Source organism: uncultured Abyssibacter sp. (genome assembly GCF_964000955.1).
Classification (GTDB): Bacteria; Pseudomonadota; Gammaproteobacteria; order Nevskiales; family OUC007; genus Abyssibacter.
Genome location: NZ_CAXFCL010000170.1, coordinates 11,789 through 37,076 on the forward strand (window position 1 = coordinate 11,789; position 25,288 = coordinate 37,076).

23 protein-coding genes are annotated in these 25,288 nt (G+C 65.4%); 11 read left to right on the plus strand and 12 right to left on the minus strand.

The window, feature by feature from the left end:
- Positions 1-233: 233 nt before the first annotated feature.
- Positions 234-1,106 (plus strand): alpha/beta hydrolase, encoded by an 873-nt coding sequence (locus ABNS06_RS08165; RefSeq protein WP_348673788.1) that lies wholly within the window; start codon positions 234-236, stop codon positions 1,104-1,106.
- A 103-nt stretch (positions 1,107-1,209) separates the two neighbouring features.
- On the opposite strand, the gene ABNS06_RS08170 is transcribed toward ABNS06_RS08165, so the two are convergent.
- Positions 1,210-1,470: a HigA family addiction module antitoxin gene (locus ABNS06_RS08170; protein WP_348673790.1), complete on the minus strand. Its 261-nt coding sequence runs from the start codon at positions 1,468-1,470 to the stop codon at positions 1,210-1,212.
- 45 nt (positions 1,471-1,515) lie between these two features.
- Positions 1,516-2,217 (minus strand): UPF0149 family protein, encoded by a 702-nt coding sequence (locus ABNS06_RS08175; protein ID WP_348673792.1) that lies wholly within the window; start codon positions 2,215-2,217, stop codon positions 1,516-1,518.
- 284 nt (positions 2,218-2,501) lie between these two features.
- Between ABNS06_RS08175 and ABNS06_RS08180 the strand changes: the two genes are divergently transcribed.
- Both ABNS06_RS08180 and ABNS06_RS08185 read left to right on the plus strand, forming a co-directional pair.
- Positions 2,502-3,446, plus strand: coding sequence for a M14 family metallocarboxypeptidase (locus ABNS06_RS08180; RefSeq protein WP_348673793.1), 945 nt, complete (start codon positions 2,502-2,504; stop codon positions 3,444-3,446).
- Positions 3,447-3,551: 105 nt separating this feature from the next.
- Positions 3,552-4,364, plus strand: coding sequence for a hypothetical protein (locus tag ABNS06_RS08185; RefSeq protein ID WP_348673794.1), 813 nt, complete (start codon positions 3,552-3,554; stop codon positions 4,362-4,364).
- Between the two features lie 39 nt (positions 4,365-4,403).
- Here the strand turns inward: ABNS06_RS08185 and ABNS06_RS08190 are convergent, their stop codons facing one another.
- Positions 4,404-5,120, minus strand: a complete 717-nt coding sequence (locus ABNS06_RS08190) for a PepSY domain-containing protein (RefSeq protein WP_348673795.1) — start codon at positions 5,118-5,120, stop codon at positions 4,404-4,406.
- A 496-nt stretch (positions 5,121-5,616) separates the two neighbouring features.
- Between ABNS06_RS08190 and ABNS06_RS08195 the strand changes: the two genes are divergently transcribed.
- On the plus strand, positions 5,617-6,453 hold the full coding sequence (locus ABNS06_RS08195; protein WP_348673796.1) for a hypothetical protein: 837 nt from the start codon (positions 5,617-5,619) through the stop codon (positions 6,451-6,453).
- A 90-nt stretch (positions 6,454-6,543) separates the two neighbouring features.
- Here the strand turns inward: ABNS06_RS08195 and ABNS06_RS08200 are convergent, their stop codons facing one another.
- The 9 genes from ABNS06_RS08200 to ABNS06_RS08240 form a co-directional block, all read right to left on the minus strand.
- Positions 6,544-7,317, minus strand: coding sequence for an SDR family NAD(P)-dependent oxidoreductase (locus ABNS06_RS08200; RefSeq protein WP_348673797.1), 774 nt, complete (start codon positions 7,315-7,317; stop codon positions 6,544-6,546).
- 205 nt (positions 7,318-7,522) lie between these two features.
- Positions 7,523-9,868: a PKD domain-containing protein gene (locus ABNS06_RS08205; protein WP_348673798.1), complete on the minus strand. Its 2,346-nt coding sequence runs from the start codon at positions 9,866-9,868 to the stop codon at positions 7,523-7,525.
- 194 nt (positions 9,869-10,062) lie between these two features.
- Positions 10,063-11,043: an enoyl-CoA hydratase/isomerase family protein gene (locus ABNS06_RS08210; protein WP_348673799.1), complete on the minus strand. Its 981-nt coding sequence runs from the start codon at positions 11,041-11,043 to the stop codon at positions 10,063-10,065.
- Positions 11,040-12,458: an amidohydrolase family protein gene (locus ABNS06_RS08215; RefSeq protein WP_348673800.1), complete on the minus strand. Its 1,419-nt coding sequence runs from the start codon at positions 12,456-12,458 to the stop codon at positions 11,040-11,042. The genes ABNS06_RS08210 and ABNS06_RS08215 overlap by 4 nt, the downstream gene beginning before the upstream one ends.
- Positions 12,452-13,570, minus strand: coding sequence for a CoA transferase (locus tag ABNS06_RS08220; RefSeq protein ID WP_348673802.1), 1,119 nt, complete (start codon positions 13,568-13,570; stop codon positions 12,452-12,454). The genes ABNS06_RS08215 and ABNS06_RS08220 overlap by 7 nt, the downstream gene beginning before the upstream one ends.
- Before the next feature lie 36 nt (positions 13,571-13,606).
- Positions 13,607-14,797: a hypothetical protein gene (locus ABNS06_RS08225; protein ID WP_348673804.1), complete on the minus strand. Its 1,191-nt coding sequence runs from the start codon at positions 14,795-14,797 to the stop codon at positions 13,607-13,609.
- Between the two features lie 109 nt (positions 14,798-14,906).
- Positions 14,907-15,812 carry an oxidoreductase gene (locus tag ABNS06_RS08230; protein WP_348673806.1) on the minus strand — a complete coding sequence of 302 codons (906 nt, stop codon included), beginning with the start codon at positions 15,810-15,812 and terminating at the stop codon, positions 14,907-14,909.
- Positions 15,813-15,827: 15 nt separating this feature from the next.
- Positions 15,828-16,892: an aldo/keto reductase gene (locus ABNS06_RS08235; protein ID WP_348673807.1), complete on the minus strand. Its 1,065-nt coding sequence runs from the start codon at positions 16,890-16,892 to the stop codon at positions 15,828-15,830.
- A gap of 15 nt (positions 16,893-16,907) precedes the next feature.
- Entirely contained in the window at positions 16,908-18,392 is a 1,485-nt protein-coding gene (locus tag ABNS06_RS08240) for a fatty acid--CoA ligase family protein (protein ID WP_348673808.1), read from the minus strand.
- A gap of 167 nt (positions 18,393-18,559) precedes the next feature.
- On the opposite strand from ABNS06_RS08240, the gene ABNS06_RS08245 reads away from it, so the two are divergent.
- From ABNS06_RS08245 to ABNS06_RS08275, 7 genes are all read left to right on the plus strand, one after another.
- Positions 18,560-19,546, plus strand: coding sequence for a thiamine pyrophosphate-dependent dehydrogenase E1 component subunit alpha (locus ABNS06_RS08245; protein WP_348673810.1), 987 nt, complete (start codon positions 18,560-18,562; stop codon positions 19,544-19,546).
- Complete coding sequence (locus tag ABNS06_RS08250; RefSeq protein WP_348673811.1) at positions 19,543-20,529, plus strand: alpha-ketoacid dehydrogenase subunit beta; 987 nt, start codon at positions 19,543-19,545, stop codon at positions 20,527-20,529. The genes ABNS06_RS08245 and ABNS06_RS08250 overlap by 4 nt, the downstream gene beginning before the upstream one ends.
- Before the next feature lie 11 nt (positions 20,530-20,540).
- Entirely contained in the window at positions 20,541-20,771 is a 231-nt protein-coding gene (locus ABNS06_RS08255) for a lipoyl domain-containing protein (protein WP_348673812.1), read from the plus strand.
- 69 nt (positions 20,772-20,840) lie between these two features.
- Positions 20,841-22,229, plus strand: a complete 1,389-nt coding sequence (locus ABNS06_RS08260) for an SRPBCC family protein (protein WP_348673813.1) — start codon at positions 20,841-20,843, stop codon at positions 22,227-22,229.
- Positions 22,230-22,270: 41 nt separating this feature from the next.
- Positions 22,271-22,945, plus strand: a complete 675-nt coding sequence (locus ABNS06_RS08265) for an SDR family NAD(P)-dependent oxidoreductase (RefSeq protein WP_348673814.1) — start codon at positions 22,271-22,273, stop codon at positions 22,943-22,945.
- Positions 22,942-24,156, plus strand: coding sequence for an FAD-dependent oxidoreductase (locus ABNS06_RS08270; RefSeq protein ID WP_348673815.1), 1,215 nt, complete (start codon positions 22,942-22,944; stop codon positions 24,154-24,156). The genes ABNS06_RS08265 and ABNS06_RS08270 overlap by 4 nt, the downstream gene beginning before the upstream one ends.
- A 31-nt stretch (positions 24,157-24,187) precedes the next feature.
- Positions 24,188-25,288: acyl-CoA dehydrogenase family protein (locus ABNS06_RS08275; protein WP_348673816.1), on the plus strand; the 1,101-nt coding region annotated here is incomplete at its 3' end.

Here is a 25,288-nt window from a genome sequence, read left to right on the forward strand (position 1 = left end):
ACACACGTCGTACACCCGCTTCCTCCAACCGACCGTCCTTCCGCACGAGGCCCACGAGTTAGGTATCGCCTGTGAGGATGCTTCAAAAAAGCGTCACAAGCGCATCGTCGGTCTGATTGAAGTCCCCAGCGGTCGCAATCGCGTCGAACACGTTAGTGGATGGTTTCACTGCCACGCCCGATGCCTCCAAACATGTCTTGCTCCCGAATCTCTGCAGGTCTTCAGGAGTCATCATGTTGCGAATTCTCGCCCTCTTCTCTGTTGTCTTACTGCAAGCTGCCTGTACGAATCTCCACATCGACCAGCCGGGCACACGGGCGCCGGAGCCGAACCGCACGGCATTCGAGATCAGCCGGGATGTGGTCGTGTCGTCAGCGGAGTGGCCGGCGCAACTGCTGGCCGATGTGTACCGTCCCCTGGGCGCGGGGCCGGATTCGCCACGACCGGGTGTGCTTCTGATTCACGGCGGGGCGTGGAAACGCGGGAGCAGAGATCAGGTCGATCATCTGGCTGAGCAACTGGCCGAGCGCGGCTATGTGGTTGTGAACACAACCTACCGGCTCGTGCCGGATGCGATCTGGCCGGCGCAGTTGCGAGACGTGCAGCAAGCGGCGCGCTGGATGCACCGACAGGGGTTGGCCCAGGGCATTGATCCGGAGCGGATTGGCAGCTTCGGGTATTCCGCCGGCGCACACCTGGCCTCACTGGTCGCAGCGGTCGCGGATGATCCGACCTGGGGTGCCTCCGACACACGCATGCGCGCGGTGGTCGCTGGCGGAAATCCGGCCGACCTGAGCTTGTACGAAGGCGGCTCGCTCGTGCCCGCCTTCCTGGGTGGCGAACAGGACGAGATTCCGGACACGTACGCCGCTGCCTCACCGATTACGCATGTCAGCCCTACCCATCCACCGGTCTTCATTTACCAAGCTACGCTCGACGCATACGTGCCATTCGAGCAGGCCCTTCGCTACAAGGCCGCCCTGGACCGTGCGGGCGTGACCAACGAGTTGTTCATCATTCGAGGCCACGGCCATATCAGCGCGTTCTTTGCGGACGATGAAGCCATCGAGGCCGCCATCACGTTCCTGGATCGTCACCTGCGCTAGACCGGGCGTCGGGGTCATCACATGGCGTCGTGGCGTCGGGGCCAGGTCTTGCAATCCAACATCCGTGGACGCTAAGGCGTAAGTGCACCACAGCCCTCTTCTCTTACGCCGTGTTCCGCCGATGCACTTCTTCCAGATCGTAGTCGGCTTGTAACCCCATCCAGAACTTCTCACTGGTTCCAAAATACGCTGCGAGCCGAACCGCCGTATCCGCCGTAATAGCTCGCTTGCCAAGTACGATTTCGTTGATCCGACGCGGTGGAACACCGATTTCACGTGCGAGCCGGTTCTGGCTCAGTGCCACCGGCTTCAGGAACTCTTCCAGAAGCACTTTGCCGGGATGCACATTGGCGAGTTCAGTCATGGCTGGTTCCTGGTGATAATCGACAATGTCCGCTTGCCCGGCGTTTCAGTGCAAACAGCAGTGCTTGTACTTCCGCCCGCTCCCGCATGGACACGGCTGGTTGCGTCCGACCTTGGGCGTATCCCGCACCGCGGTCTTGATGAGGTCATCACTCGCATCTCGACGCGAAAACCAGTACGCGTGGATGAAGCGCACTGACTCCGGGACGCTCATTGCCATGTTCCGAAGTGATTCGTCGTCGGCTTCATCTATCAGGCGCTCGCCAAACTCGGTGCCAAATAGCAGGATAGGCGCAAGCGCCTCCCCAAGTTCGTCATCCTCGGTCTCCCAACCGTCATCCAGTTCCATGGCGCGCACGTAACCGGCACACCAGGCCATGACGAACGGTTCGTCGGAATCCTCGAAGTCAATAAATAATGGGTCGAAGATGTCGGGGTCGTGAATCAGAAGTCCCGCGATCCCGTTCATGTGGCGCATGATCAGGCCCAGCGCGTACCGAGCCTCGTCCTGATCACGCCAGACCATTTCCCGCTCGCCCCACATTGCCGGCAGCCAGCGTGACGGCAAGATTGAGTTTGGAGCGCTGACGATCGCAGTGAGAAAGCCGTCCATCTCGCTCACGCAGCAGACACCAGGATCGGTGTCCTCGCCATGTTCGGCCAGGCTCGATTCGACATGCTGCTTAAACAGCGATTCCAGCTCGTCCAGTTCGTCTTCAGTCAATGGTTCACGAAGATCAATATTCATGAGGCCAGAACAACGTTGGATGGTCTGACAGACTAACGGCGATCGGACTGATTTGTATCCACAGCCCGACACTGGGCTCTGGAGCGGCAATATCCGGGGCTGATTGGATGATCATTGACACCAATGCGCGACCGAAAACAGGCGAACCAGATCGATCGCATGGAGGCTTGTGCGGGACAACTCGCTGCCCACCCAAACCCGCCGATTCGACGTACCTGACGGCATCAGTTGATTTTCAGTCAGGCACAATCGGAGCGTCCTGACTCACCCCGACCGTCCAATCGATGAAAGACCCGGAAGCGACATACCCCATCGGAACCCCCGGCACGCCTTGGGGAGATGCCGAAATCTCACGCTGGAGTCGTCAGCAGATCGTCCGCCGAAGCTACGCGGACGATGTGCTGAGCGTGATCGAACAATTGGCCCAGCGATTCGAATACGTGGAATACGGTCGACTGGATGTGGACCCATTGCAGTATCCGCTGCAGGCGCTGCGCAGCCGTGACTGGAGCGACGAGCTGCCGACCATGCTGGTCACCGGGGGCGTCCATGGCTACGAAACCAGCGGCGTGCTGGGCGCGCTGCGTTTCCTGGAGGTGGCAGCCGACGCCTACGCGGGCCGCGTGAATCTGCTCGTCGCACCCTGCGTGAGCCCCTGGGGCTACGAGCGGATTCAGCGCTGGAACCACGCGGCCATCGATCCGAACCGGTCGTTCCGGGCGAACAGTCCCTCGCAGGAGGCCGCCGCGCTGTGGTCACTGGTCGAACCGCTGCGCTCGAAGATCAGCATGCACATCGACCTGCACGAGACCACCGATACCGATGAATCGGAGTTCCGCCCGGCGCTGGCGGCGCGTGATGGCGAGCCCTTCGAGCCGGGCGAAATCCCCGACGGCTTCTACGTGGTGGATGACAGCGACCAACCGCAGGCGGAATTCCAGAACGCGATCATCCACGCCGTTGCCCAGGTCACGCACATTGCGGACGCCGACGCCAACGGGGAAATCATCGGATCACCCGCAGTGGCGCCGGGGGTGATTCGCTACCCACTGCGATCACTGGGCCTGTGCGCCGGCATGACCAACGCGCCTTATCGCACCACCACCGAGGTGTATCCGGACAGCCCACGCACCGATCCGGAGACCTGCATCGCCGCCCAGATGGCCGCGGTCACGACGGCCATCGACTTCGCGCTTGAACACCCAATGAGGCCAGCGCTCGGAGAATGACCGAGCGGGAGCGGCCTCTGGGCTGCTGATCGAGAAGCGTCATCCACGGCATTCCGGCGGTGAATTCGGGTATGTTGAAAGGAGTTCGGCAAACGGAATTGTCTGATGAAACACCGGCACGCACACTGGTGGCTCCTCGCGCTGCTGCCCATCACCGTGATCGCGTTCTGGCCTAGCTATTTTGGTCGCATGCCGGATGCGCCCCCGGTGCATCATCTCCATGGCGTAACCAGCACCGCGTGGATTTTGCTGATGGCCTGGCAGGCCTGGTTGTTTCGTCAGAAAAACATCGCCCTGCATCGAGTCACCGGGCGAGCGATGTTTGTCGTCGTGCCGCTGATGGTGGCGGGCTTTGCCTGGGTTTCACTGTTTGGAGCCGTCAGGGCATCGACCGGACGCTTGTTCTACGTCGAGTTCGGCACTGCGCTGCTAACCCTTGATGTCCTGCTCACATTCACCACGCCGTGGCTGGTATACCTTGCGCTTCGCTATCGCCAGCGCATGGAGCTGCACAGCGCCCTCATGATTGGCACGCTCATGCCGTTGCTCAATCCTGTGACCGCGCGGCTGCTGAGCAACTACGTCCCGGGGCTGCAAATCACCGGCCCGGACACACTGGCCAACTTCGGCACCAACTTGGCGCTCGCGTCAGCAGTGAGCACGGCGCTTCCGCTTGCGTTGTACCTGCGGCAACGGTCGAACCGCTGGCCCTGGTTGCTGTCCGCCGCCATCTCGGCCGTCGGCTATGTGGCCTACCTGACGCTCGGCCAAACCACTTTGTGGACATCGTGGGTGCTGACCGCCGCCCAGATACCGACACCTGTCGTGCTGACCGCGGGCGCGGCGCTCGGAGCCGTGGCCTGCTGGACCGGCATGCGGCACTCCACCCGATCCACGCCGCGCATGGCCAGCGCCTGAGAGACGCAGTTACCGCTGCGGCCAGTGGTTGACGGCCGCTTACCCGGCGAGCGAACGCCGCCTCGGCAACAGCGACAACACCAGCAACACGATGCCGCTGAACACGAACAGCAGCGCGGCCCCGGCCGTGATGACCAGCAACGGGTGGTTGAAGTTGTCGCGGGTGTCGTAGTCCATGATGTGGAGCATCCACACCACGTCGAAGGCCCGCCACCAGTCGTTGCGGCGCGCCACTACGCGGCCAGTTTCGGCGGAGACGTACACCGCCGTGTGAATGGCATCGTCAAAGCGCAGGCGCCACAGCGGCGCTTCGCGGCCGCGGGCTTCGCCGGGCACAACGTTCAGCAGCTCCGCCTCCACCAGCTCGCCAGGCCCGGTGTAGTCGTCGGTGGCGACGGCGCGGGCGGCGGCCAGATCGATCGGAGACAGGCGCACACCGGTGCTGGCCGCGTACAACCCGCTCGCGGCGCCCGCGCTCACCTGATAAACCGGCTGCCCCTGCCAGGTCTTCAAGGTCGCCGACGCCAGGGGCTGACCGATCCGCTCCGCCAATTCCCGAGGCGACACCAGCACCTGCGCCACATCGACGGGCGTATCGACCTGCTCGGCGGCGTAGTGCGAACCCCGCACCATGTCGAGATCCAGGCTGGCCATGATCAGGCCGCCGCTGATCCACAACAGCACCTGAATGGCCACGATCAGCCCGAGCCACTTGTGCAGTTTGCGCGTGCGCCGCGTGAGTTGTGTTCGATTCAATGCGTCGTCCTTCGTGAGGTTGCGCGTTCAGCGGGTCGCAAGCGCTGACGCGTCCATGTCTTTGCGTTCGTCCAGGGGCCGCCAGCGACGTCACATCCCAGCATAAAGGCCTCCGGTGCATTGCACGTCACTCCGGCAAGCCGGGCATCACGGAGGTCGCTGGTCGGGCGCCTGCCACGGAGGTCTTCGTACGCGCTCAGCTGCCGACCCACAACCCGAAGCACGTCTTTTTTTCCCTCAGTCCTGCGGCCGACTGGCACGGTCCGCCCGCGACCGGCACAGCCTGACGAATCGAAAGGCCTGATCGGACAAAAAACTGAGTAAATATAAGCCCTTACGGGGTATGAAATTTTCGTCAAATGTCGCCGATTGACTACACCCAAGGTGACCGGAAAGGTATTGATCCGGGTCAATCTAACGACTATGTTCCAGCACTGCCTGGGACAGCCATCCCATGCAATAACGAAATAAACCATCCATGGAATCAGGAGTTTGTATGCGTTTCCTCAAGACAGCCACGTTGGCTGGCGCCGCCTTGTGCGCAGCCGGTGCTGCCACCGCCGCCCCCTCCTCGAAGTTCTCCGCCACGACCAGCGATCACGTGCTGATCTCGGAAACGAACTCGACGGAATGGGTCGACGTGATGACCACCGGACTGAAGCTGCCGAACCAGAAGGATTTGTTCGTCCAGACCGCCATGGAATGCGGCCTGTTCACGCAGACCACCGTTGCCGACTCGGCCACCGATTCCCTCGAGACCGATACCGCGGATCGCGCCACGGCTGAAGCTGCCGTGATGACCCGCGTGCGTGTGACCAATGTGAAGACTGGCGTCGAAACCTTTGCGCACCCGGACGAAATCGTCCTGTGTGCACGTTCGCAGCGCCTCACGGCCCTGTTCAACGGCATTTGCTACGACGGGTCCGGTGACAGCGAAGCGGACGGTGTCGTGCAATACGACGAGTGTGAAACCAACGAAGAGCTCGACCTGGCCGTGAAGACCATGAACGCGTCCGCGTTCAACTTCATCCTGGCCGACCTCGAGTCTGGTGATCACATCATCACGGTCCAGGCTCGCGTCGAGACCAAGGAATCCACGTCGACCTGCTCGTCGGATGCCGAGGAAGGCGATCTGTTCCTGGTCGATGATCTGCTGACCTGCACCGACGACGGCAATGGGGATGCCTCGGCGTTCGCCCTGGTGGGCAATGGATCGATGGCCGTTGAAGAAGTCCGCATGATCAAGGGCGAAGACGGCGTGACGGAAGAAGCACCGGCGACCGGTGCTGAAGAAGGCAGTTTCTTCGACTACTTCTTTGACTTCTCCAACTAAGACGCAGTCGAGTAAAAAAGCCCCGCTTCGGCGGGGCTTTTTTGTGAGGCTTTCTCTGCATTCTCGGCCTGCACCCAGACTTGCCCTGCGTCAGAACTTGAGCCGCCCCGCGATGCCTGCCGACACACCGGGCATCAGCGTGTTGCCCACGCCCGCGGCCACCGCATAGGGGGGCGCGATGCGAGCGGGCCGCTTCTGCACCGCCTTGACCATCCAGCCCCCGGCGCGCTCCACGCTCATCGCCGGCACGTTCTTGTAATGCTCCGTGGGCGCGCTCATCGCGGTATGGACCAATGGATAGTGCAGACCGGTGAACGCCACGCCCCGGCCCCGCAGCTCGGAATCCATCCCCTGCGCCGCCGCCCCCAGCGCCGCCTTGCTGGCGTTGTAGGCGGAGAAATAGGCGGCCGGCAGCATGGTGGCCCAGGTGAGCACGTTGATGATGTGACCGTCGCCGGCTTCCAGCATCCGCGGCAGCACGTGATGGATCAGGCGCAGCGGGGCGAAGTAGTTGATCTCCATGCAGCGGTCGTAGTCGTGAAGGCGCTCCAGCGATTTGGCCGCTGACCGACGAATCGAGCGACCGGCATTGTTGATGAGCACGTCGAGTTTTCCATGTGTCTCGAAGATCGACGCCATCAAGGCATCCACCGCGGCGTTGTCGGTCAGGTCCACCGGGTAGGCCTGCGCACGTCCGCCCGCGGCCTCGATCTCGCTCACCGCGGAGTCCAGTTCCGATGCGCGCCGCGCCGTCAGCAGCACCTCGGCGCCCAGCGCGGCGAGTTGCAGGGCCCCTGCTCGCCCGATCCCGCTGGAGGCGCCCGTGATGAGAATCTTGCGTCCTTCGATACGTGATTTGCTCATGGTGATATCTGTTTCTGTGTCGTTCGTGGCGTTGGTCGTGCGTGTTCTACGCGGCGGCATTCAGCGTCGTGAAAGCATAAAGCGGCGCAACGGCGCGCGCCTCCATCGGGATGGTTTTCGCCACCCCAAACTCCGGGGGCAGAACCAAAACGGGCCCGGCGCTGCGGCCGGGCCCGTGATGTTCAGCGAACGAATCGTCGCCCGATCAGCGAACGACCCCGCGACGTCGCAAACCACCCAGGCCTGCCAGCATGAGCAGACTGATCCACGGGAAGGCCCCGGCTCCGCCGTCCTCGACAGCGGCGTCGGAATCACCGGGCGTCGCTTCCGGTGACGCGCCGACCGTCACCTTGGCCGTAGCCGAGCTCTCATCACTGGCCGTCACGGTGAGCGACGGCTCGTAGGAACCCGCTACCGTGTAGGTGTAGCTCGCGATTGGGCTGGTGCCGCACTGCGAATCACCCGTTCCGAAATCGAAGCAGTATTCGTCGATCGTCTCGCCCTCCGAGGTGAACGACAGGCTGCCATCGAAGTTGACGGTGAGCGGGGCCGGGCCGGAGGTTTGGTCCACTCGCAGTTGGGCCACGGTCCCGTTCTCCTCCACCACGATGCGAATGGTCGTCTTGATGGTGACGTCGTTCGACCGGGCCGAGTTGCCATCCGCATCGGATACCACCACGTAGGCCGTGTAGGTCCCCGCGGCTTCGTAGTCGTGAAAGGTCACAGGGTCGGTCGTCGGCGCGGCGAATGCGTCGGCCGTCGCTTCGTCGCCGAACACGAAGGCATAGGTGAAGCTGCCGTCCACACCATCGGCATAGGCCGACCCGCTCGCGTCAAACTCGACGCGAATCGGCGCTTCGGCTTCCAGCGCGGCGGATTGTCCGTTCGCGGTCATGACAGCCTCGATGTCGCCTGGACCACCACCCGTGCCATCCGGCGTCTCGTCGCAGACATTGCCGATGCCATCGCCGTCGTTGTCGGCCTGATCGGTGTTCGCATCGACAGGACAGTTGTCCGTGGCGTCCGGCACCGTATCGCTGTCGGTATCCAGATCAGGATCACCGCAGGTGTTGGACGCATCCTCCGGGCAGGCGTCCAGGGCGTCGACGGTGCCATCGTCGTCGGTATCCACCGGCACACCACCCGGGTCATTTCCGGCGCGCAGGCCGAGCTCATCGCCGCAGTACACCAGCGGACTTTCGTCCGGGTTGCTGACCGCGATGGAGCCCCAGTACTGCCAGCGGAACTCCAGAACCAGCGTCTGGAACTCGCAGTACCCCAGGGACTTCGTGCGGGCAAACGACGCCGGCTTGAGATTGAGATGCGACAGCGCCGCGTCCACCACGCCGTACTCCGGGTTGTAGCTCAAATCCCCCCAGCCAATCTGCAACCACGGCGCCAGCGGGTTGACGGGCAAGGCGCCCAGTTCAATCACACCTTCGATGGGGTCGTAGTCGAGAATGCTCGGGATGCGGGCCGCCTGTTCCAGCGCCCGGCGCAGAAACCAGTTGGACACGCTGAACCCGGCGCCTTCGGCCATGAGCGGCGTGCCGTCGACCTCGCGAATTCCGCCCTCGTAGTCGAGCAACCGGCGAGCCTCGAGCAGCACCCGCGACGCCAGACCGGCGGCCTGCGGCGACGAGAAGCTGGTGCCCGCGACAAAGTCATCAATGCCCGACATGCACTCCATGCAGTACGGCAACTGCTGGGTGTAGTCGGCGACGAAATCCGCCAGGTTGCTGGAGAACACCTGGGTATCACCCTCCGAGGAATATTCCTCGAAGCCCGATACGCCAATGCCCCACCACGAGCCGGCGCCCGGATCAGCAGGCGTCAAGCCCGAACCGTTGCCCGCGGCGCTGAAATGCAGCTTGCCGTTCTCGACCACGCCGCGATAGGACGGCACCGAGATCACCGGCAACGGCAACGGGAAGCCCACCAGCGGAACCTGATAGCCGTAGCTGGTATTGACCATGTCGATGTCGGGCGTATCAAACGCGTAGCTCTCAGCCGTCTCGTTCCCGAGCGCGCCTTCGGTCTCGATGAACAGGATCACCGCGTCCGGGTTGGCCGACAGCACCGAAGACGTCACGCCCACGCCATGCGGATTCTTGGCGGTCGTGGGATCCAGCGGTGCCAGGCCGGCGCCCGCCTCGGAACGCGCGATGATGTTCGTGCCGGCGAAGTAGTAGGACTGCCCGCGGACAACCCTGCTCCAGAAGGCCTCGTCCGCCGCACGGTTCTCGGCGTAGGTCGCGTGCTCTCGGGTCAGCGTGACGACCTGGGCGTCAAACGCGTCGAGCAGCGCCTGCGAAACGCGGATCGGCTGCTGGTAGAAGAATTCGTGGTACGGGTTGATGGCGCTGTCGACCACCGAGACCACCACGCGCGGCTCGGATGAGTCGGCCAGCGTGATGGCGTCCTGCGCCAGCGCCATTCCCTGCACGCAGAGCAGCGCCAAACCCGTGGTGGCGGCTCCGATGAAACGGACGGAGCCAAGCTTGCGCGCAAACGCATGCCCGGCTCGAGAGAGTCGAGTCTTTGAAATCACGTGTTTTCCCCAGTTGGTGTTGCGTTACCAATTCAATCGCGTCAGGCAAGAACCCCGCCAGCTGAACAGTCCGCGTTCGTCCGACTTCCGGGCAAGCGCCATACGCAACAGTTCAATGGCACGAACTGGCGCGGCGACCACTCATCGTCACGACCTTCTCGCCTGATGGTGCCAACACACTATCCGAGACGTCTTCAGTTCGCGATCTCATCAACCAATCCCCACTTCAGCGCGTCACGAACCCGCAGACGACGACCGGACAAGACCAGCCACGCCATGCGTTGACGACCAATTCTCCGAGCGATGCTCACGCAGCCGCCGGCGCCCGGAATGAGTCCCAGCTCAAGTTCCGGCAGCTGGAGATGCGTGCCGGGCGCGGCGATGACACGCCCGGCGAAAGCCGGAAACTCGATGCCGGAACCGATGCAGGCGCCATGCACGTATGCGGTGGTCCGCTCATTGAGAGCAGCCAGCAGCCGTCCCGGCAGCGCCAGCGAGCGAACCAGATGGGCCGTTGCCACATCCGGGAGCGTGCCGAATTCACTGAGCTCGCCGCCGGTGGAGAAGCATCGGCCACGACCGCGCAGCTCAATCCGCTCGATGTCCCCGTCGATGACCGCCAGCTCCAGCGCCTCGATCAGCGCATCGCGCATCTCGACGGTCATGGCGTTGTGGTTGTCCGGGCGGTTCAGGGTCAGGCGAAGCACGCCGGCATCGCGCTCGATCAGCACCGCCGGCCCCGATTCCACGGGGGCGACGGACGGCGGCGAGCGGCTTGCCAGCCAGCGTCGATGCTCGGCCCCTCCCTGCAAGGTGGCATAGGCCAGCGACTCCACCTGCAATGCGGACTCCAGAGGCAGGGACTCGCTCGCACGCAGCACCTGAACCAGGACGGCAGCCGCCTGCGGGTTGACGGCAATCCGCCGAGCAAGCTTCTCGGCTTCATGTTCGGTCGCGACGATGACGTCGCAATACGCCGCGAGCGGATGGCCGGACTCACCAATACCGAGGACCGGACAGGGCAGTTGCATCAAGCGATCGCCATCGACGTTCACGTCCTCCAGGCTGCTCAGATGCACAACGACAAAGGGCTGATCGCCCAACGCGGAATAGCCGACCGGTACCGAGGCAGCCCGTGCAAGCTCGCTGAGCTGACCGGCGGTCAACGGCTTCATGCCATCCGCTCGGTTGGAGCCGACGTCCGCGTCGCCCGGTGAATGCATTCGCCGGCCCGCAGCGTGAGACGGACGCGCACATCGGCCAGGGACGCTCGCGCCCGCGCCCAGCCGCGGTCGAGCACACAAAGATCCGCGGGCATCCCGGAACGAATGCCCGGCGCGGCGGTGCCAGGCCGAGACAGGGGCGAGGTGTACAACGCCAGAGCCTCGTCAGGCGCCAGCGCTTCCGCGCCACCCAGTTCGCGGCCCTCGCGGGTCCGGCGGTCCACGGCAGCCTGCATCGCGACCCAGGGGTTCGGCTCGCCGAACGGCGCATCGGAACTGCCCGCCAACCGAATGCCGGCATCGAGGAAGGCGCGAAGCCGATAAAGGTCGCCCCGGTCCTCGGCGTCGACATCCGTCAGATAGCGATCACCACGACTGTGAACAAGCCCCGGCTGCGTCACCACGGCCAGGCCAAGCTCATGGAAGCGCGGGAGCAGCACGAGAGGCGTCACCGATGCATGTTCGATGCGGTCGCCGAGGCGCGTACCCGTCCCGCGCAACACGCCCAGCACGAACACCAGTTCGGTGCGCGTGACGCAATGAAACGCCACGTTGCGGTTTGCGGCATGCGCGCGGCGCACGGCACGGCAGCAGGCCTCGAAATCCGGCAACGCGGATTCCAGCAGGTGAAACTTGCGAGCAGCCGGTTGCACGCGCTGCGAGGCCGAGGCGTCCGCTCCGTGCAGCGCATCGCCGCCCATGACGCGGAGGTCCTGGAGCAGTTCATTGTTCGCCTGCGCGCTCGCAAATGCCTGCAAATCGCCAGGACCGTTCTGCGGTGTGGTGTCGGTGACGCCGGTAATCCCGTAGCCGGCCAGCTCCCGACTGACGTCGGCCAGGCTGGGACGCGTCGCACCCATGCGCTCGCGAAGCCAGGCGTCTCCATCGTAGAGCCGTCCGGTCAGGCGCCCGTTCTTGCGTTCCAGCGGATCGGTCGGCCCCGGGTCCAGTTGCGCCAGCGCCGCGGAGTTGAATACCCAGAGGCGGCCGCCGCGATGCTGGATGCGCGCTGGTCGCCGCGGCAAACGCTCGTCCAGCCAGTCACGATCGATGTCTCCGGCGACGGATTCGTGGTAATCCACGCCACGCAGCCAACCCGCCGAATGCCGGTCCAGCTCGACGAGCCTCAGGGACAAGGTGTCAGCATTGCTCACGTCCGGAGGACCGCAACGCACGGAATTGCGACGGGCCGCCAGCGCATGGAGATGCAGGTGATGGTCATGCAGACCCGGCAGCAGGGCGCCACCCTGCGCATCGAACAGAGGACCACCCGCATCCGGAAGACCCTGGCCGATCGCGGCGACTTTCCCGTCCGCGATGCGGACGGACACCCGGAGGCCATTCAATTCCGCGTTCCGGATCAGCACGGAATCCACCGCGCGCTGGGCCGCTGGATCGATTCCGCGTTCAGCGGCCCGGAAGCCTGCAAGGCATGCGTCACGACATCGCACAGGGCGATCGACAGCAACTGACCACCACCCCGCCGATAGGCACGCCAGGCCGCCCAGGCCGCATGCAGGCCGGTCAGCGGATCGGCGATCGCATCACCGGCAATCATCCATTCGCCGGTCGCCGCATGCAGCACCCAGCTCAGACCCGCGGCCACGGCCGCGTCGTCGCCGTAGGCGATCCACTGCCCCTCGGGCTCCTCGCGGCCGTAGCCGGTGATGCTGACCCAGACCAGCCCCGGGCGCTCGCGCAGCAATGCCTCGGCATCGATCCCCATCTGTCGCAACGCGCGCGGGCGCGAGGCCTCGATGACGATGTCCGCCCGCCGGAGCAAGGCGGTCAGTTCGGCGACGCCAGCTTCGGTTCGCAGATCCAGCGTCAACAACGACTTGGCCGCGTTCTGTCGCTCATAAAATTCCGGGGGACCGAACCGGGCGCCATCCGGACGCGCCGTAGACTCAACCTTGACCACCTCGGCGCCCGCGTCGGCAAGCAGGCGGCCGCACAGCGGGCCGGCCCACAGCGATGACAGGTCGACCACCAGCGGCGCCTCGCCGGGCGGCGCGGTCTCACCGGTCGCGATCACCGAAAACCAGGGCACTGGTTCCGTACGCGGCGGCCCGGCCTCCGCGACCGCGAGTCCCAGCAGCCGGGCACGCTCCACCAGGTCAGCGGCGGATCGCCCCGCAACGGCCCGGGCGACGCCCGCCCAGCCTTCGACGTCGTCGCTCTCCAACCAGGCCGGCAGCAATTCCCAGTCATCCGATCTCGGCAAGTTGACCGCGAGGCGACCGTCGGCGGCGGGCAGCAGATGACAGCTTCCGCCGGGCGACACCGCGCCGCCGTGCCGATTTCCGGTAATGGCCGCCCGCTCCGTCAGGTAATACCTGCCCGGATTCGCTCGCAGCGCCGGTCGATCCGGGGCGAGTTCGGCCAGCGCCGCCAACGCGCGATCAGCGCTGGCCGCCAGCGGCTGCGGGCAGACAATGCCGCTGGCAACCGGGACTGGATCGTGGGCAACCTGGATCAACGCGGCTTCATTCCGAGCAGGGACGCTCAGGATAGATCAGCGCGCCAACACGGCGTCGATCAGATCGGCGGGCCGGTGACGCCGCCACACGTTGAGAAAGCTGGTGAGCATCTGCAACTGCGTCCGCGCGGTCTCGTTCGCGGCGAAGACCGGATCCCGCCGATCAGTCACCTGCTCCAGTTCCGGGCAGGCACGTTCGATCAACGCGGGCGCGTCCATCAGCCAGCCCAGCCCCAGCAGCACGACGCCGAGGACCAGCTGATCACGCAGCCGTCCCACATCCAGCGATGGCCCACCGCCGGCGCGGAGTTCGTCGACGAACACGGTCAGCAACGCGTCCAGATGCTCGTCCCATATCCACAGTTCGGTCGCACACAATGCGCCCCAGAGTGCCAGGGCCATGTTCATCTGCCCGACGTTCCCCCAATCCATCAACCCGCAATCCAGCGCTCCATCCGGGCCGCGGCGGAACCAGGCATTGTCGATGTTGGCGTTCCAGTGCATCAGCGCGATGCCGTCGCGATCCTCCAGCAGCCAGTGCTTGAGCGCCTGCTCGGCACGCAGAAAAGCCGGGATGTCCGCCATCATCTGATCCATGAACCCGGGCTCACGCAGATGCTCCGGCAGCAACGCCGGATGGCGCCGCGAGAACTCGGCGTAGCGCCGGAGCCGTCGTTGCAGCTGCTCCGCGTCGTAACGGATGGGTTGCGCGATGAACTGCCGCTCGGGCACCCAGGGGAACTGTCGCTCCACCGCGTCGCCCAGGCGTCCGGAGCGATGCGCGGCACCGAGGCGCGCCAGGGCCCGGACCAGCGCCCGGTAATGCTCCAGCGGGTCGGACAAGCTGTAATCCAGGCACTTCGGCCGATGCGGCTCGATGCCCTCCTCGCCGAACGGCACGCAGGCCGTGATCAGTACGCCGGTGCCCGAGGCGCCGTGAAAGTCGGCGAAATAGCAGGTCGGCACCGTGACCGGAAAGCCGGCTTCGCGAGACAGGCGCGCCAGACGCACCTCGGCGTCCAGCTCGAAGCGCGCGCGATCGCGGATCGGGTCGTCAAGGTCGCGGGAAAACTTCACGAACAGTCGCCGATCCAGCGCGGCGTCCGGGCTTGTGTAATCCACGGTGAGAAACAGCTTGCGGCCGGTGCTGCCGCCCGGGCAGTCGTCGATGCGGGCAATGTTCACGACCCGGTTGCCGGCCGGCAGGCTGCCCGCCGCGCGAAACACCCGCGTCAGATAGTCCGCGCCACCCCGGGCCAGCGCATCCGGGTGGACGGGTACGTCCTGCCCCGTCCAGTCACCGCGGACCCAGTCCGGCCCGGCGGCCGTATCGGCCTCAATCGGAGAGATAGCGCACCCCGGTCAGTTCCTCCGACAGGGTCCACAGGCGCTCGCGCATCGCGGCATCCCTGGCCTTGGGATTGATCTTGGCCGGCGCCGGCGCGCCACCGATCTCCATGAAGCCGCCGGGCCCGTGGTACTCGCCGCCCTGCACGTTGTCGGAGCAGGCCGCGTGCAGGGTCGGGCGCGCCGCCTCTTCCGCGGTCGGGATGAACCGGCGGACCTGGTTCTGGAACCATTTTCCGACCGGATTCTGCGGATTGATCATCGGGTTCGGGTTGTTGGTGCCGATCTCGGTCGCCGCGAAACCCGGGTGCGCGGACAGGGCCATGACCGAACTGCCGGCCGCGCGCAGCCGGGCGTCGAGTTCCAGCGTCCAGGCCATCACCGCCAGCTTGCTGCGGCCATAGGCCCCCATGGGCTTGTACTCGCCGGTTTCCCAGTTCAGATCATCAAGATCCATCTTGCCCTGGCGATGCGCCAGGCTGCCGACGTTGACGATGCGGCCCGGCACATCGCCGCGAAACAGCGGCAGCAACAGTCCGGTAAGCGCGAACACGCCGAGGTAGTTCGTCGCCATCTGCAATTCGTGGCCGACGCTGTTGCGGCTGAGCGGCAACCCGACAATACCGGCGTTGTTGGCCAGCAGGTCGAGTCGGCCGTGGCGCCGGGCGAAGCTGTCGACAAAGCTGCGAATCGAGTCCGGCTCTGACTGATCCAGCCGGAGCACCTCGATCGCCCCCGCCGGCGCCTCGGCCAGCAATTCCTCGCGGGCCTTGGCGGCCTTGGTCTCGTTGCGGCAGGCCATCACCACGCGATAGCCCTTCTGCGCCAGCGCCCGCGTCGTCTGATACCCCAGGCCGGCGTTGGCCCCCGTCACCACTGCGATGCGTTCCTGCACGGCTTGTCTCCCCGGTTAGTTGGCTGATCCATGGCGGGCGATCTTGATCCCGCCGAACATGCGCGCCGCCGCGGCCGGCCCCAGCATGTCGTACGGGAAACAGGACTCGATACGGCTGACCGTATCCAGTCGCCCGCGTTGATCGTCGTCCAGTTCCACGTCCAGCGCTGCAAGGTTGTCCTGCATCTGCGCCAGCGTGCGCGCGCCGATGATCGGCGCCGTCACGGACGGATTCAGCAGCGTCCAGGCCAGTGCGATCTGCGCCGAACTACGCCCGGTCTCGGCGGCGATGGCGTCGACCACGCCGGCGATCTCCAGCGCCCGCGGCGTCAGCCGCCCGGTCGCCAGATTGATGGCCTTGCGCGAATCCATGCCCTGACCACTCGTCTCAAGATCGGCGGCGCTGTACTTGCCGGACAACACGCCGCCGGCCAGCGGCGACCACGGCAGCACGCCCAGACCCATTTCGCGGGCCATGCCCATGTATTCGCGCTCGACGGTGCGCTGCGTCAGGTTGTAGGGAATCTGCACGGCGATCAGCGGCGCCCAGCCGCGCAGCTCCGCGATGGCCTGCATCCGCGCGATCTGCCAGGCGGGCGTGTCGGAAATGCCGACGTACAGCAGCTTGCCGGCCCGGACGAGATCATCGAAGGCCCGCAGGATTTCGTCGACCGGCGTCAGACCGTCCCAGACATGCAGATACATCAGATCGATGTAGTCGGTGCCGAGCCGGCGCAGGCTGTCCTCCACCGACTGCACCAGGTTCTTGCGGTGATTGCCGCAGGCGTTCGGGTCACCGGAACGCATGATCAGCGAATACTTGGTCGCGATGACCAGTTGCTCGCGGCGCCCCTCGATGCTTTGCGCCAGCACGCGTTCGGCGCCGCCGCCACCGTAGAAGTTGGCCGTGTCGATGAAATTGCCACCCAGGTCCACGTACCGGTCGACCATCGCCCTGGCCTCCGCATCCTCGCTGCCCCAGCCGGCCTGCAACCCGAAGGTCATGGTGCCTAGACAAAGCGGTGACACCCGGAGTCCGGAGCGCCCGAGCAGACGGTAGTCATCCAGTTGCAGCGTCATGCGGGTTCTCCCGGTTCAGGGCTGTTCGAAGAGGGCGCGCAGCGCGCGCTGATCCACCTTGAGCAGCGGTGTTCGCGGCAAAGCCTCGACGAAGCGCCAGTCCACCGGAACATGGGTTGCGTATACGTGCTCGCGCAGGTGCGCTTCCAGTTCATCCACGGAGGGCCGCGTGCTGCCCGGTCGCAGCTCGATCACGGCCACGGGAACCTCGCCAAGCCGCCGGTCCGCAACACCGACCACGCCGGCCGCGGCAACCGCCGGATGCCGGACCAGCGCCCGTTCGATCACCTCCGGCAGCAGCTTGAAGCCGCCCCGGGTGATGGCGCCGTCGGCGCGCCCCCGATGAAACAGGAACCCGTCGGCGTCCAGCACCGCGATGTCGGAGGTGCGAATCCAGTGCTCGCCGATGCGCGGAGAAACCACCTCCAGCACGCCCTCTTCGCCGGCGGGCAATTCGGCGCCAGAGTCCGGGTCAACGACGCGCAGCCTGGCGCCCGGCATCGCCCGGCCCACACTGCCGAACTTGTGTTGCCCCCATTCGGCGTGGAGTTGCGGCGTCATCGCCGTCACCGGCCCGGCGAACTCGGTCGCGCCGTAGGACAGCAGGATGGGCACCCCGTAACGCTGCTCGAACGCACGCTGTACCTCGGGGTCCAGCGGTGCGGCGCCGGTGCCGAGAAACCGCAGGCTGCTCAGATCCTCCGGCGGCAGATCGGCGTCGAGAATCATTCGGACACCGGCCGGCGGCACGCCGCAGGCCTCGGGCCGGTAGCGCTTCACATGGGCATGCCAGGCCTCGACGCTGAAGCGCTCCAGAACCACGGCACGTCGGCCGCTGAGCACCGTCGGCAGCGTCGAGTAGAGACCCGAGATGTTGCCCAGCGGAAAGAACAGCAGCCCCGGTGGCAATGCGGACATGTCCTGACCGGTGCCGAACGCGGTACCGCCGGCCAGATAGGTTGCGATGGCCCGGTAGCTCATGGCGAAGCGCTTGGGCGGCCCGGTGGTTCCGCTGGTGAGAATCTCGATCCGGCGTTCGTCCGCCTCGTCGTCACGCTCTCCCCGCGGGGCGCGGCAATGTTCCAGGCCGGCCACGGGCGCCACATCCATGTCGCCCAGGGCGAAGACCGCGGTCCCTGTTTCGCCCATGCCCTGTAGCAGCGCGTCGCCGACATCCCGCCGGTCGACCACCGCCACCGCCGGCGCCAGGCGACGCAGGTCGCGGGCAATCCCGGCGGGCGACTGAAACACGTAGACGATCTGAACATTGCGCCGGGCCGCAAGCAGCCCGATCAGGGCGGCAACGGACGCCGGATGATTCCGTGGCGCGAAGGCCACCGGTGCATCAGCGGGCGCCCCGGCCGCATCGAGCAGAGCGGCCAGCCGGTCGGCCAGCGCCCGCATCCGTCCCCGGGAATACCAGTGCTCGCCGAACGCCAATGCGTCCTGCTCGGGCGACGCATTCAGCGCCGCCGTACACATCTCCTCAAGTCGCTTCATCGCCTGTTTATAGATTTAAGTATCCGCGGCTGGGCGGCCGGTTTTCATGCCCCGCGCACTGCCCGCCCCGCTATTTACAACTGCTGACTCAGTACAGATAATCAACAGCATTGTTGTATAATAATACACGTGCACCGATTCGCGATCGGCCGGTGAGGAGACCACGCATGACCGCTGCAGAGCACTATTCCCCGTCCGCCTTGATGGACGTATTCCGCAAGGCGCTGTTCATTAATGTTGTCGACGAGAAGATGCGCGGACTGCTCAAGTCCGGCGGTCTGGTCGCGGTGTACTACTCCCCTCGTGGGCAGGAAGTCGTCGCGGCGGGCATGGGGGTTCACCTCAAGCCATCGGACTATCTGGTCACGACCTACCGCGGCATCCACGACCAGCTCGCCAAGGGGATGCCCCTGAAGCTGCTGTTCGCCGAGTACTTCGCCAAGGTCACCGGCGCCTGCAAGGGCAAGGGTGGCGCGATGCACATCACCCATCCGGAAACGGGCGTGATGGTCACGACCGGCGTCGTCGGCAGCGGCCTGCCCATCGCCAATGGGCTGGCCTGGGCCACCCAGATCAAGAAGGAGGATCGCGTCACGCTGGTCACCTTCGGCGACGGCGCGTCGAACATCGGCGCCTTCCACGAGGCATTGAATCTGGCCTCGCTGTGGAAGCTGCCGGTGATCTTCATGTGCCAGAACAATGGCTATGGCGAGTGCACGCAGTACTCCAAGGCCACGCCGGTGGAGAACATCAGCGAACGTGCGGCCGCCTACGGCCCCAATCTGGCCGGCGTGACCGTCAACGGCAACGACCCGCAGGCGATGTGGGAGGCCTCCCGCGACGCCGTGGCCCGCGCCCGCGCCGGTGACGGCCCGACGCTGCTGGAAGCCAAGACCTTCCGCTTCATGGGCCACTACTTCGGTGATCCCGGCGCGTACATCCCCAAGGACGAGTACGCCGCCGCGATGGAGAAAGACCCGATGCCCGCCATCCGCCAGGCGGTGATCGAAAGCGGAGCGGCCAGCGAAGCCGAAATCAAGGAACTCGAGCAGGAGTACTCGGCGCAGATCGACGAGGCGTTGAAGTTCGCCGCCGACAGCCCGGCACCAGAACTCGAGGAAATTTCACGCGACATCTACGGAGACGCCGCATGAGCGGGACCATCAACTTCACCCAGGCCTACCAACGCGCCCTGTACGAGTCGATGGAGGCCGATCCCAGCGTGATCATGCTGGGCGAGGACATTGCCGACGAGGAAGGCGGCGGCGTATTCAAGGTCACCGCCGGCCTGTCGACCAAGTTCGGCGCCGAGCGGGTTCGCACCACTCCGATTTCCGAGCAGGCCATTGTCGGCGCCGCCATCGGCGCGTCACTGGCCGGCATGCGGCCCATCGCCGAAATCATGCTGATGAACTTCATCACCGTGGCGATGGACCAGATCGTGAACCACGCGGCCAAGCTGCGGTTCATGTCCGGCGGACAGACTCATGTGCCGATCACGATCCGCACCCGCACCGGTGCCGGCATCGGCGCGGCGGGTCAGCACTCGGACATGCTGGAGGCCTGGTTCGCCCATGTCGCCGGCATCAAGGTTGTGGTGCCGTCGACTCCGGCCGACGCCGTGGGCCTGCTGTCGTCCTGCATCTTCGACGACGACCCCTGCCTGTTCATCGAGGACTCGCTGACCCGCACGGTCAGCGGTCCGGAACCCGATCCGGGTCATCGCCTGCCGCTGGGCAAGGCGCATGTCGACCGCGAGGGCGGCGATGTCACCGTGATCGGCTACGGCCGTCCCTTGCTGGACACCCGCAAGATCGCCGCGAAGCTCGCCGACGAGGAAGGCATTTCCGTCGAGATCGTCGATCTGCGCACGGTGTCGCCCTGGGACAAGGAAACGGTGCTGAATTCGGTCGCCAAGACCGGACGCGCCGTGGTCGTGCACGAGGCGCCCCGCAGCTTTGGCGTCGGCGCCGAAGTGGCCGCGACCATCCAGGAAGAACTCTTCGGACAGTTGAAGGCACCGGTGCTGCGCGCGACCTCGCGTGACGTCACCGTGCCCTTCGCCCGAATCCTGGAACAGGAATACCTCTACAAGCCGGCTGACATCGAGTCCGCCATCAAGTCAACGCTGAAATAGAGACCATCACCATGAGTGTGGAAGTCCGTATCCCTTCGGTCGGTTTCTCGACACAGGAAGCCATTCTGGCGGAGTGGCTGGCGACAGACGGCGCCAGCGTGAAAGAAGGCGAGCCGCTGTACTCGCTGGAACTCGACAAGTCGGTGCAGGAGGTCGAATCCCCGGGCACCGGCACGCTGAAAATCATCGCGGAAGCCGGCGAAACCTATGACGTCGGCACGCTGATCGCAGAAATCCAATAACACCTGCGGACGCTGGCGCGAAGCCAGGATGCCGCCGGCCCTGATCGCGAGACATGCGAGGAGACAAACATGGACGGCAGCCCCGAAATTTGGCCTGAGAGCTGGAGAACACTGCCGGGTGGCATTCGAAGCGGGCGCTACACCGACCCCGCGTTCGCCCGGCTGGAACACGAACGCCTGTGGAAGAAGGTGTGGCAGGCCGCCGCACGGGTGGACGAGATTCCGGAGCCCGGCGACCACACGATCTACGAGATCGGTGACCAGACGGTTCTGATCGTTCGCACCGACGCGGACACCATCAAGGCCTATCACAACGTCTGCCCGCATCGCGGCACGGCGCTGGCCGCCTGCTCAGGGCACTTCGAGGACGGTCGCATCATCTGCCCGTTCCACGGCTGGCGCTGGGACCTGGAAGGCAACAACCAGTACGTGCTGGAACGCAAGCAGTTCAAGCGCGGGGAGCTGGAAGACAGTGACGTCGCGCTGCGCACCGTCCACAGCGAGGTCTACGCCGGCTTCGTGTTCATCAACTTCGAGCGCGAGCCGCAGCCCTTCGACGAGTTCATCGCACCCGTCCGCGAGCTGCTCGACGGACTGGCCATCGAGCACATGCGCCACTACTGGTGGAAGGCGATTCCGATCGCCTCCAACTGGAAGGTGGCGCAGGAAGCCTTCTTCGAGGGTTACCACGTGCCGGCCACGCATCCGCAACTCGAACCCGACGCCGCCGACGTGATCTGGAAGGGCGAGCCCAATGCCGAGGTCGAGGCGACCTTCGCGCACAACAACGTGATCTACGAGAACTTCGCCAACGGTCATGGCCGCTTCTACGGCGGCAAGAAAACCGCGATGGCGGGGCACGTGAAGAACCAGACCATCGACCCCGTCGATGCCATGGCCGACCGGCTCAACCTGCTGGTCGAAGGCATGGACGCCATGGTGCTGAAGGAAGACGTCGACCTGGTCCGCTCGCTGAAGGGCAAGCCGATTCCGGAAGATTCCAGCCTCGGCGGTGAATACGTCAAAGCCCTGTACACCAAGGCCGCGATGGAAAAACGCCCGATGCCCACGCCCACCCCGGAGATTCTCGGCATGTGGGGCGGCGAGATCTTCATCTTCCCGAACCTGCTGGTGCTGCCGCAGGCCGGCAACGCGATGATTTATCGCGTGCGGCCCGTGGGCTTCGATCCGGACCACTGCGTGTTCGAGATCTTCTCGACCCGCACGCGCCCCGCCGACGCCGAACTGGAACGTGCCGAGGTGCAGCACGTCACCGATATCGATGACCCCGAGCAGGTGCTGAAGATTCCGCGCCAGGATCTGGGGAACATCCCGCGCATGCAGAAGGGTTTGCATACCGACGGTTGCAGGCAGATCTGGCTGGCCAAGGACCAGGAGCGGCTGATCCTGAACATGCACCAGGAGATGGACCGCTACCTCGGCGCGCCGACCAACTAAACCACAGGCCGAACGCAGGGACACACCGCAGGGATAGCCCCATGAATAGCAACGTTGTAGTGATTACCGGCGCGCTGGGCGCGCTGGGACGTGTTGTCGCGACCAACGCGGTCGCCGCCGGCGCCACCGTCGTCGCCATCGACGTGGTCGACGGCACCCCGGTCGACGGCGTCAGTGAACTCGTGACCGTGGACCTCGGTGACGCCGAGGCCACCGCCCAGGCGCTGGCGGGCATCGCCGAACGCTACGGCCGCATCGACGCGCTGGTGAACATCGCCGGCGGCTTCGTCTGGGAAAGCGTTGCCGACGGCAGCATCGACACCTGGGAACGCATGTTCCGGATGAACGTCCGCACCGCAGTCAACGCCTGCAAGGGCGCCCTGCCCCATCTGACCGACAACGGCGGCCGCATCGTCAACATCGGCGCGGCCGGCGCGGCCAAGGCCGACATGGGCATGGGTGCCTACGCGGCGTCCAAGGCCGGTGTCGCCAAGCTCACCGAATCGCTGGCCGTCGAGCTGAAAAAGCGCAGCATCACCGTCAACGCGGTGCTGCCCAGCATCATCGACACCCCCGCGAACCGGGCCGACATGCCCAAGTCCGATTTCTCGGCCTGGGTGACACCGCAGGATCTGGCGAACGTGATCCTGTTCCTGCTTGGCGACGGCGCATCCGCCGTGACCGGCGCGCTGATCCCGGTCACCGGGAAGTTATGAGCACCACCGTCATCATCGGGGCCGGTCAGGCCGGCAACGACATCGCGACCTCACTACGCTCGCTCAAGTACGAGGGCCGCATCGTCCTGATCGGCGATGAACCCTTCGCGCCCTACCGGCGCCCGCCGCTGTCCAAGGCCTACCTTTCCGGCGACATCCCGGAAGACAAGCTCTACATCAAGCCGCGCGACGCCTACCCCAAGCACGACATCGAGCTGCGCACCGGCTGTCAGGTCACGGCCATCGACCGCGAGGCACATACCGTCACGTTGTCCGACGGCGAGTCGCTGGGCTACGACAAGCTGGCGCTGGCCACCGGCGGCCATGCCCGCCGTATCCCGCTGGACGGCGCCGACAAGCCCAACGTGCATTACATCCGAACGCTGGATGACATCCGCCGCCTCAAGGAGCAGTTCGGGGCCGGCAAACGGCTGGTGATCATCGGCGGCGGTTACATCGGCCTGGAAGCCGCGGCAGTCGGTATCAAGCAATCGCTGGATGTCACGCTGGTCGAGGCCATGCCTCGCCTGCTCGCCCGCGTCGCCGGACCGGAGCTGTCCAGTTACTACGAGAAGGCACACCGCGCCCATGGCGTGGACATCCGCCTCGGCGCCGGCGTCACCGCGCTGGAAGGCGGGGACACGGTCGAGACCGTGGTGTTGCAGGACGGCACGCGGCTGCCGGCCGACATCGTCATCGTCGGCATCGGCCTGATCCCCAACACCGAACTCGCCGAGGCCGCCGGCATCGCCTGCGACAACGGCGTGCTGGTCGACCTGTACACGCAGACCAGCGACCCGGACATCGTCGCCGCCGGCGACTGCACCAACCACGACAACGGCTTTCTCGGTCGCCGCGTGCGCCTGGAATCCGTGCCCAACGCCAGCGAACAGGCGCGCGTCGCCGCCGCGACCATCTGCGGCCAGCGCACGCCCTACGCGGCCGTGCCGTGGTTCTGGTCCGACCAGTACGACCTCAAGCTGCAGATCGTCGGCCTGTCGCAGGGCTTCGACGACGTGGTGATCCGCGGCTCCATGGACGAAAACAGCTTCGCCGCCTTCTACCTGCGGGACGGCGTGCTGATCGCGGTGGATGCAGTCAACCGCCCGCGGGACTTCATGGTCGGCAAGAAACTGGTCGCGGCGAAGATGCGGCCCGACAAGGCGGTGCTCGCCGACGAATCGGTGGAACTGAAAACACTGCTGCCGTAGCGCAGACAAGAATCAAAACGACAAGCCGACTATGAATTTCGAACTCTCCGACGATCAGCAGTTGATGCGCGACAACTTCGCGCGTTTCCTCGACGAACACAGCAGCATGGCGCGGGTCCGTGCCGCCGAAGAGCGGGGTTTCGATGCCGCACTGTGGCAGGGGCTCGGCGAGCTCGGCGCGTTCTCGCTGCGCGTGCCGGAAGATGCCGACGGCCTGGGCATGGGCGTCATCGACGCCGCGGTGCTGATGGAGGAAGCCGGTCGCACGCTGGCCTCCGGCCCGCTGGCCGAAACCCTGATCGCCGCCAGACTGCTGGCGCTGCTCGGCGGTGATGCCAACCGCGAACTGCTGGACCAGCTGGTACTCGGCGAGTCGGTCGTGTCGCTGGCCCTGCACGACGCGTCCATACAACCGAAACAGTGGATCGCGGGCGGCGCCGTCGCCTCCGCGGTGATTGCCCGGGACGGTGACCGGATCGTGCTGGTCAAGCCGGCGGCGCAGGAAGCGGAAGGCAACCTGGCCTCCACCGCCATCGCCGAAATCGATCTCGCCGATGGCGAACGCAGCCTGTTGTCGGACACGCCCGAGGGCCTGAAGGTCTTCGCCCAGGGCGTCGAGGAATGGAAGCTGCTGATCGCCGCGGCGCTGGCCGGCCTGTCCCGGCAGGCGCTGAAAATGGCGGCGGAATACGCCTGCGAGCGCAAGGCATTCGGCCAGCCCATCGGCCAGTACCAGGCGATCTCGCATCCGATGGCGGATCTGGTCACCGATGCGCATGGCGGCAAGTACCTGACCTGGAAAACCATCCACGACATCGCCCACGGCCTGCCGGAAGCGGCGCCGCAGGTGTCGATGACGGCGTGGTGGAATGCCGATACCGCGGCCCGGGCCGTCGCCCATGCCCTGCACACCTTCGGCGGCTACGGGCTGACCACCGAATACGACATCTATCTGTACAACCTGCGCGCCAAGGCCTGGCCGCTGGTCTACGGCGACCCCAAGCGTTTGCTGGAGGAAGCCGGCCGCCGGCTCTATGCCGGTGAAACGGCCGAGTTGCCGGAGGTGGGCGAAGTCCCGATCGACTTCGATCTGGGCGAGGAGGCCCGCAACCTCGGCGCCGAGATGGACGCG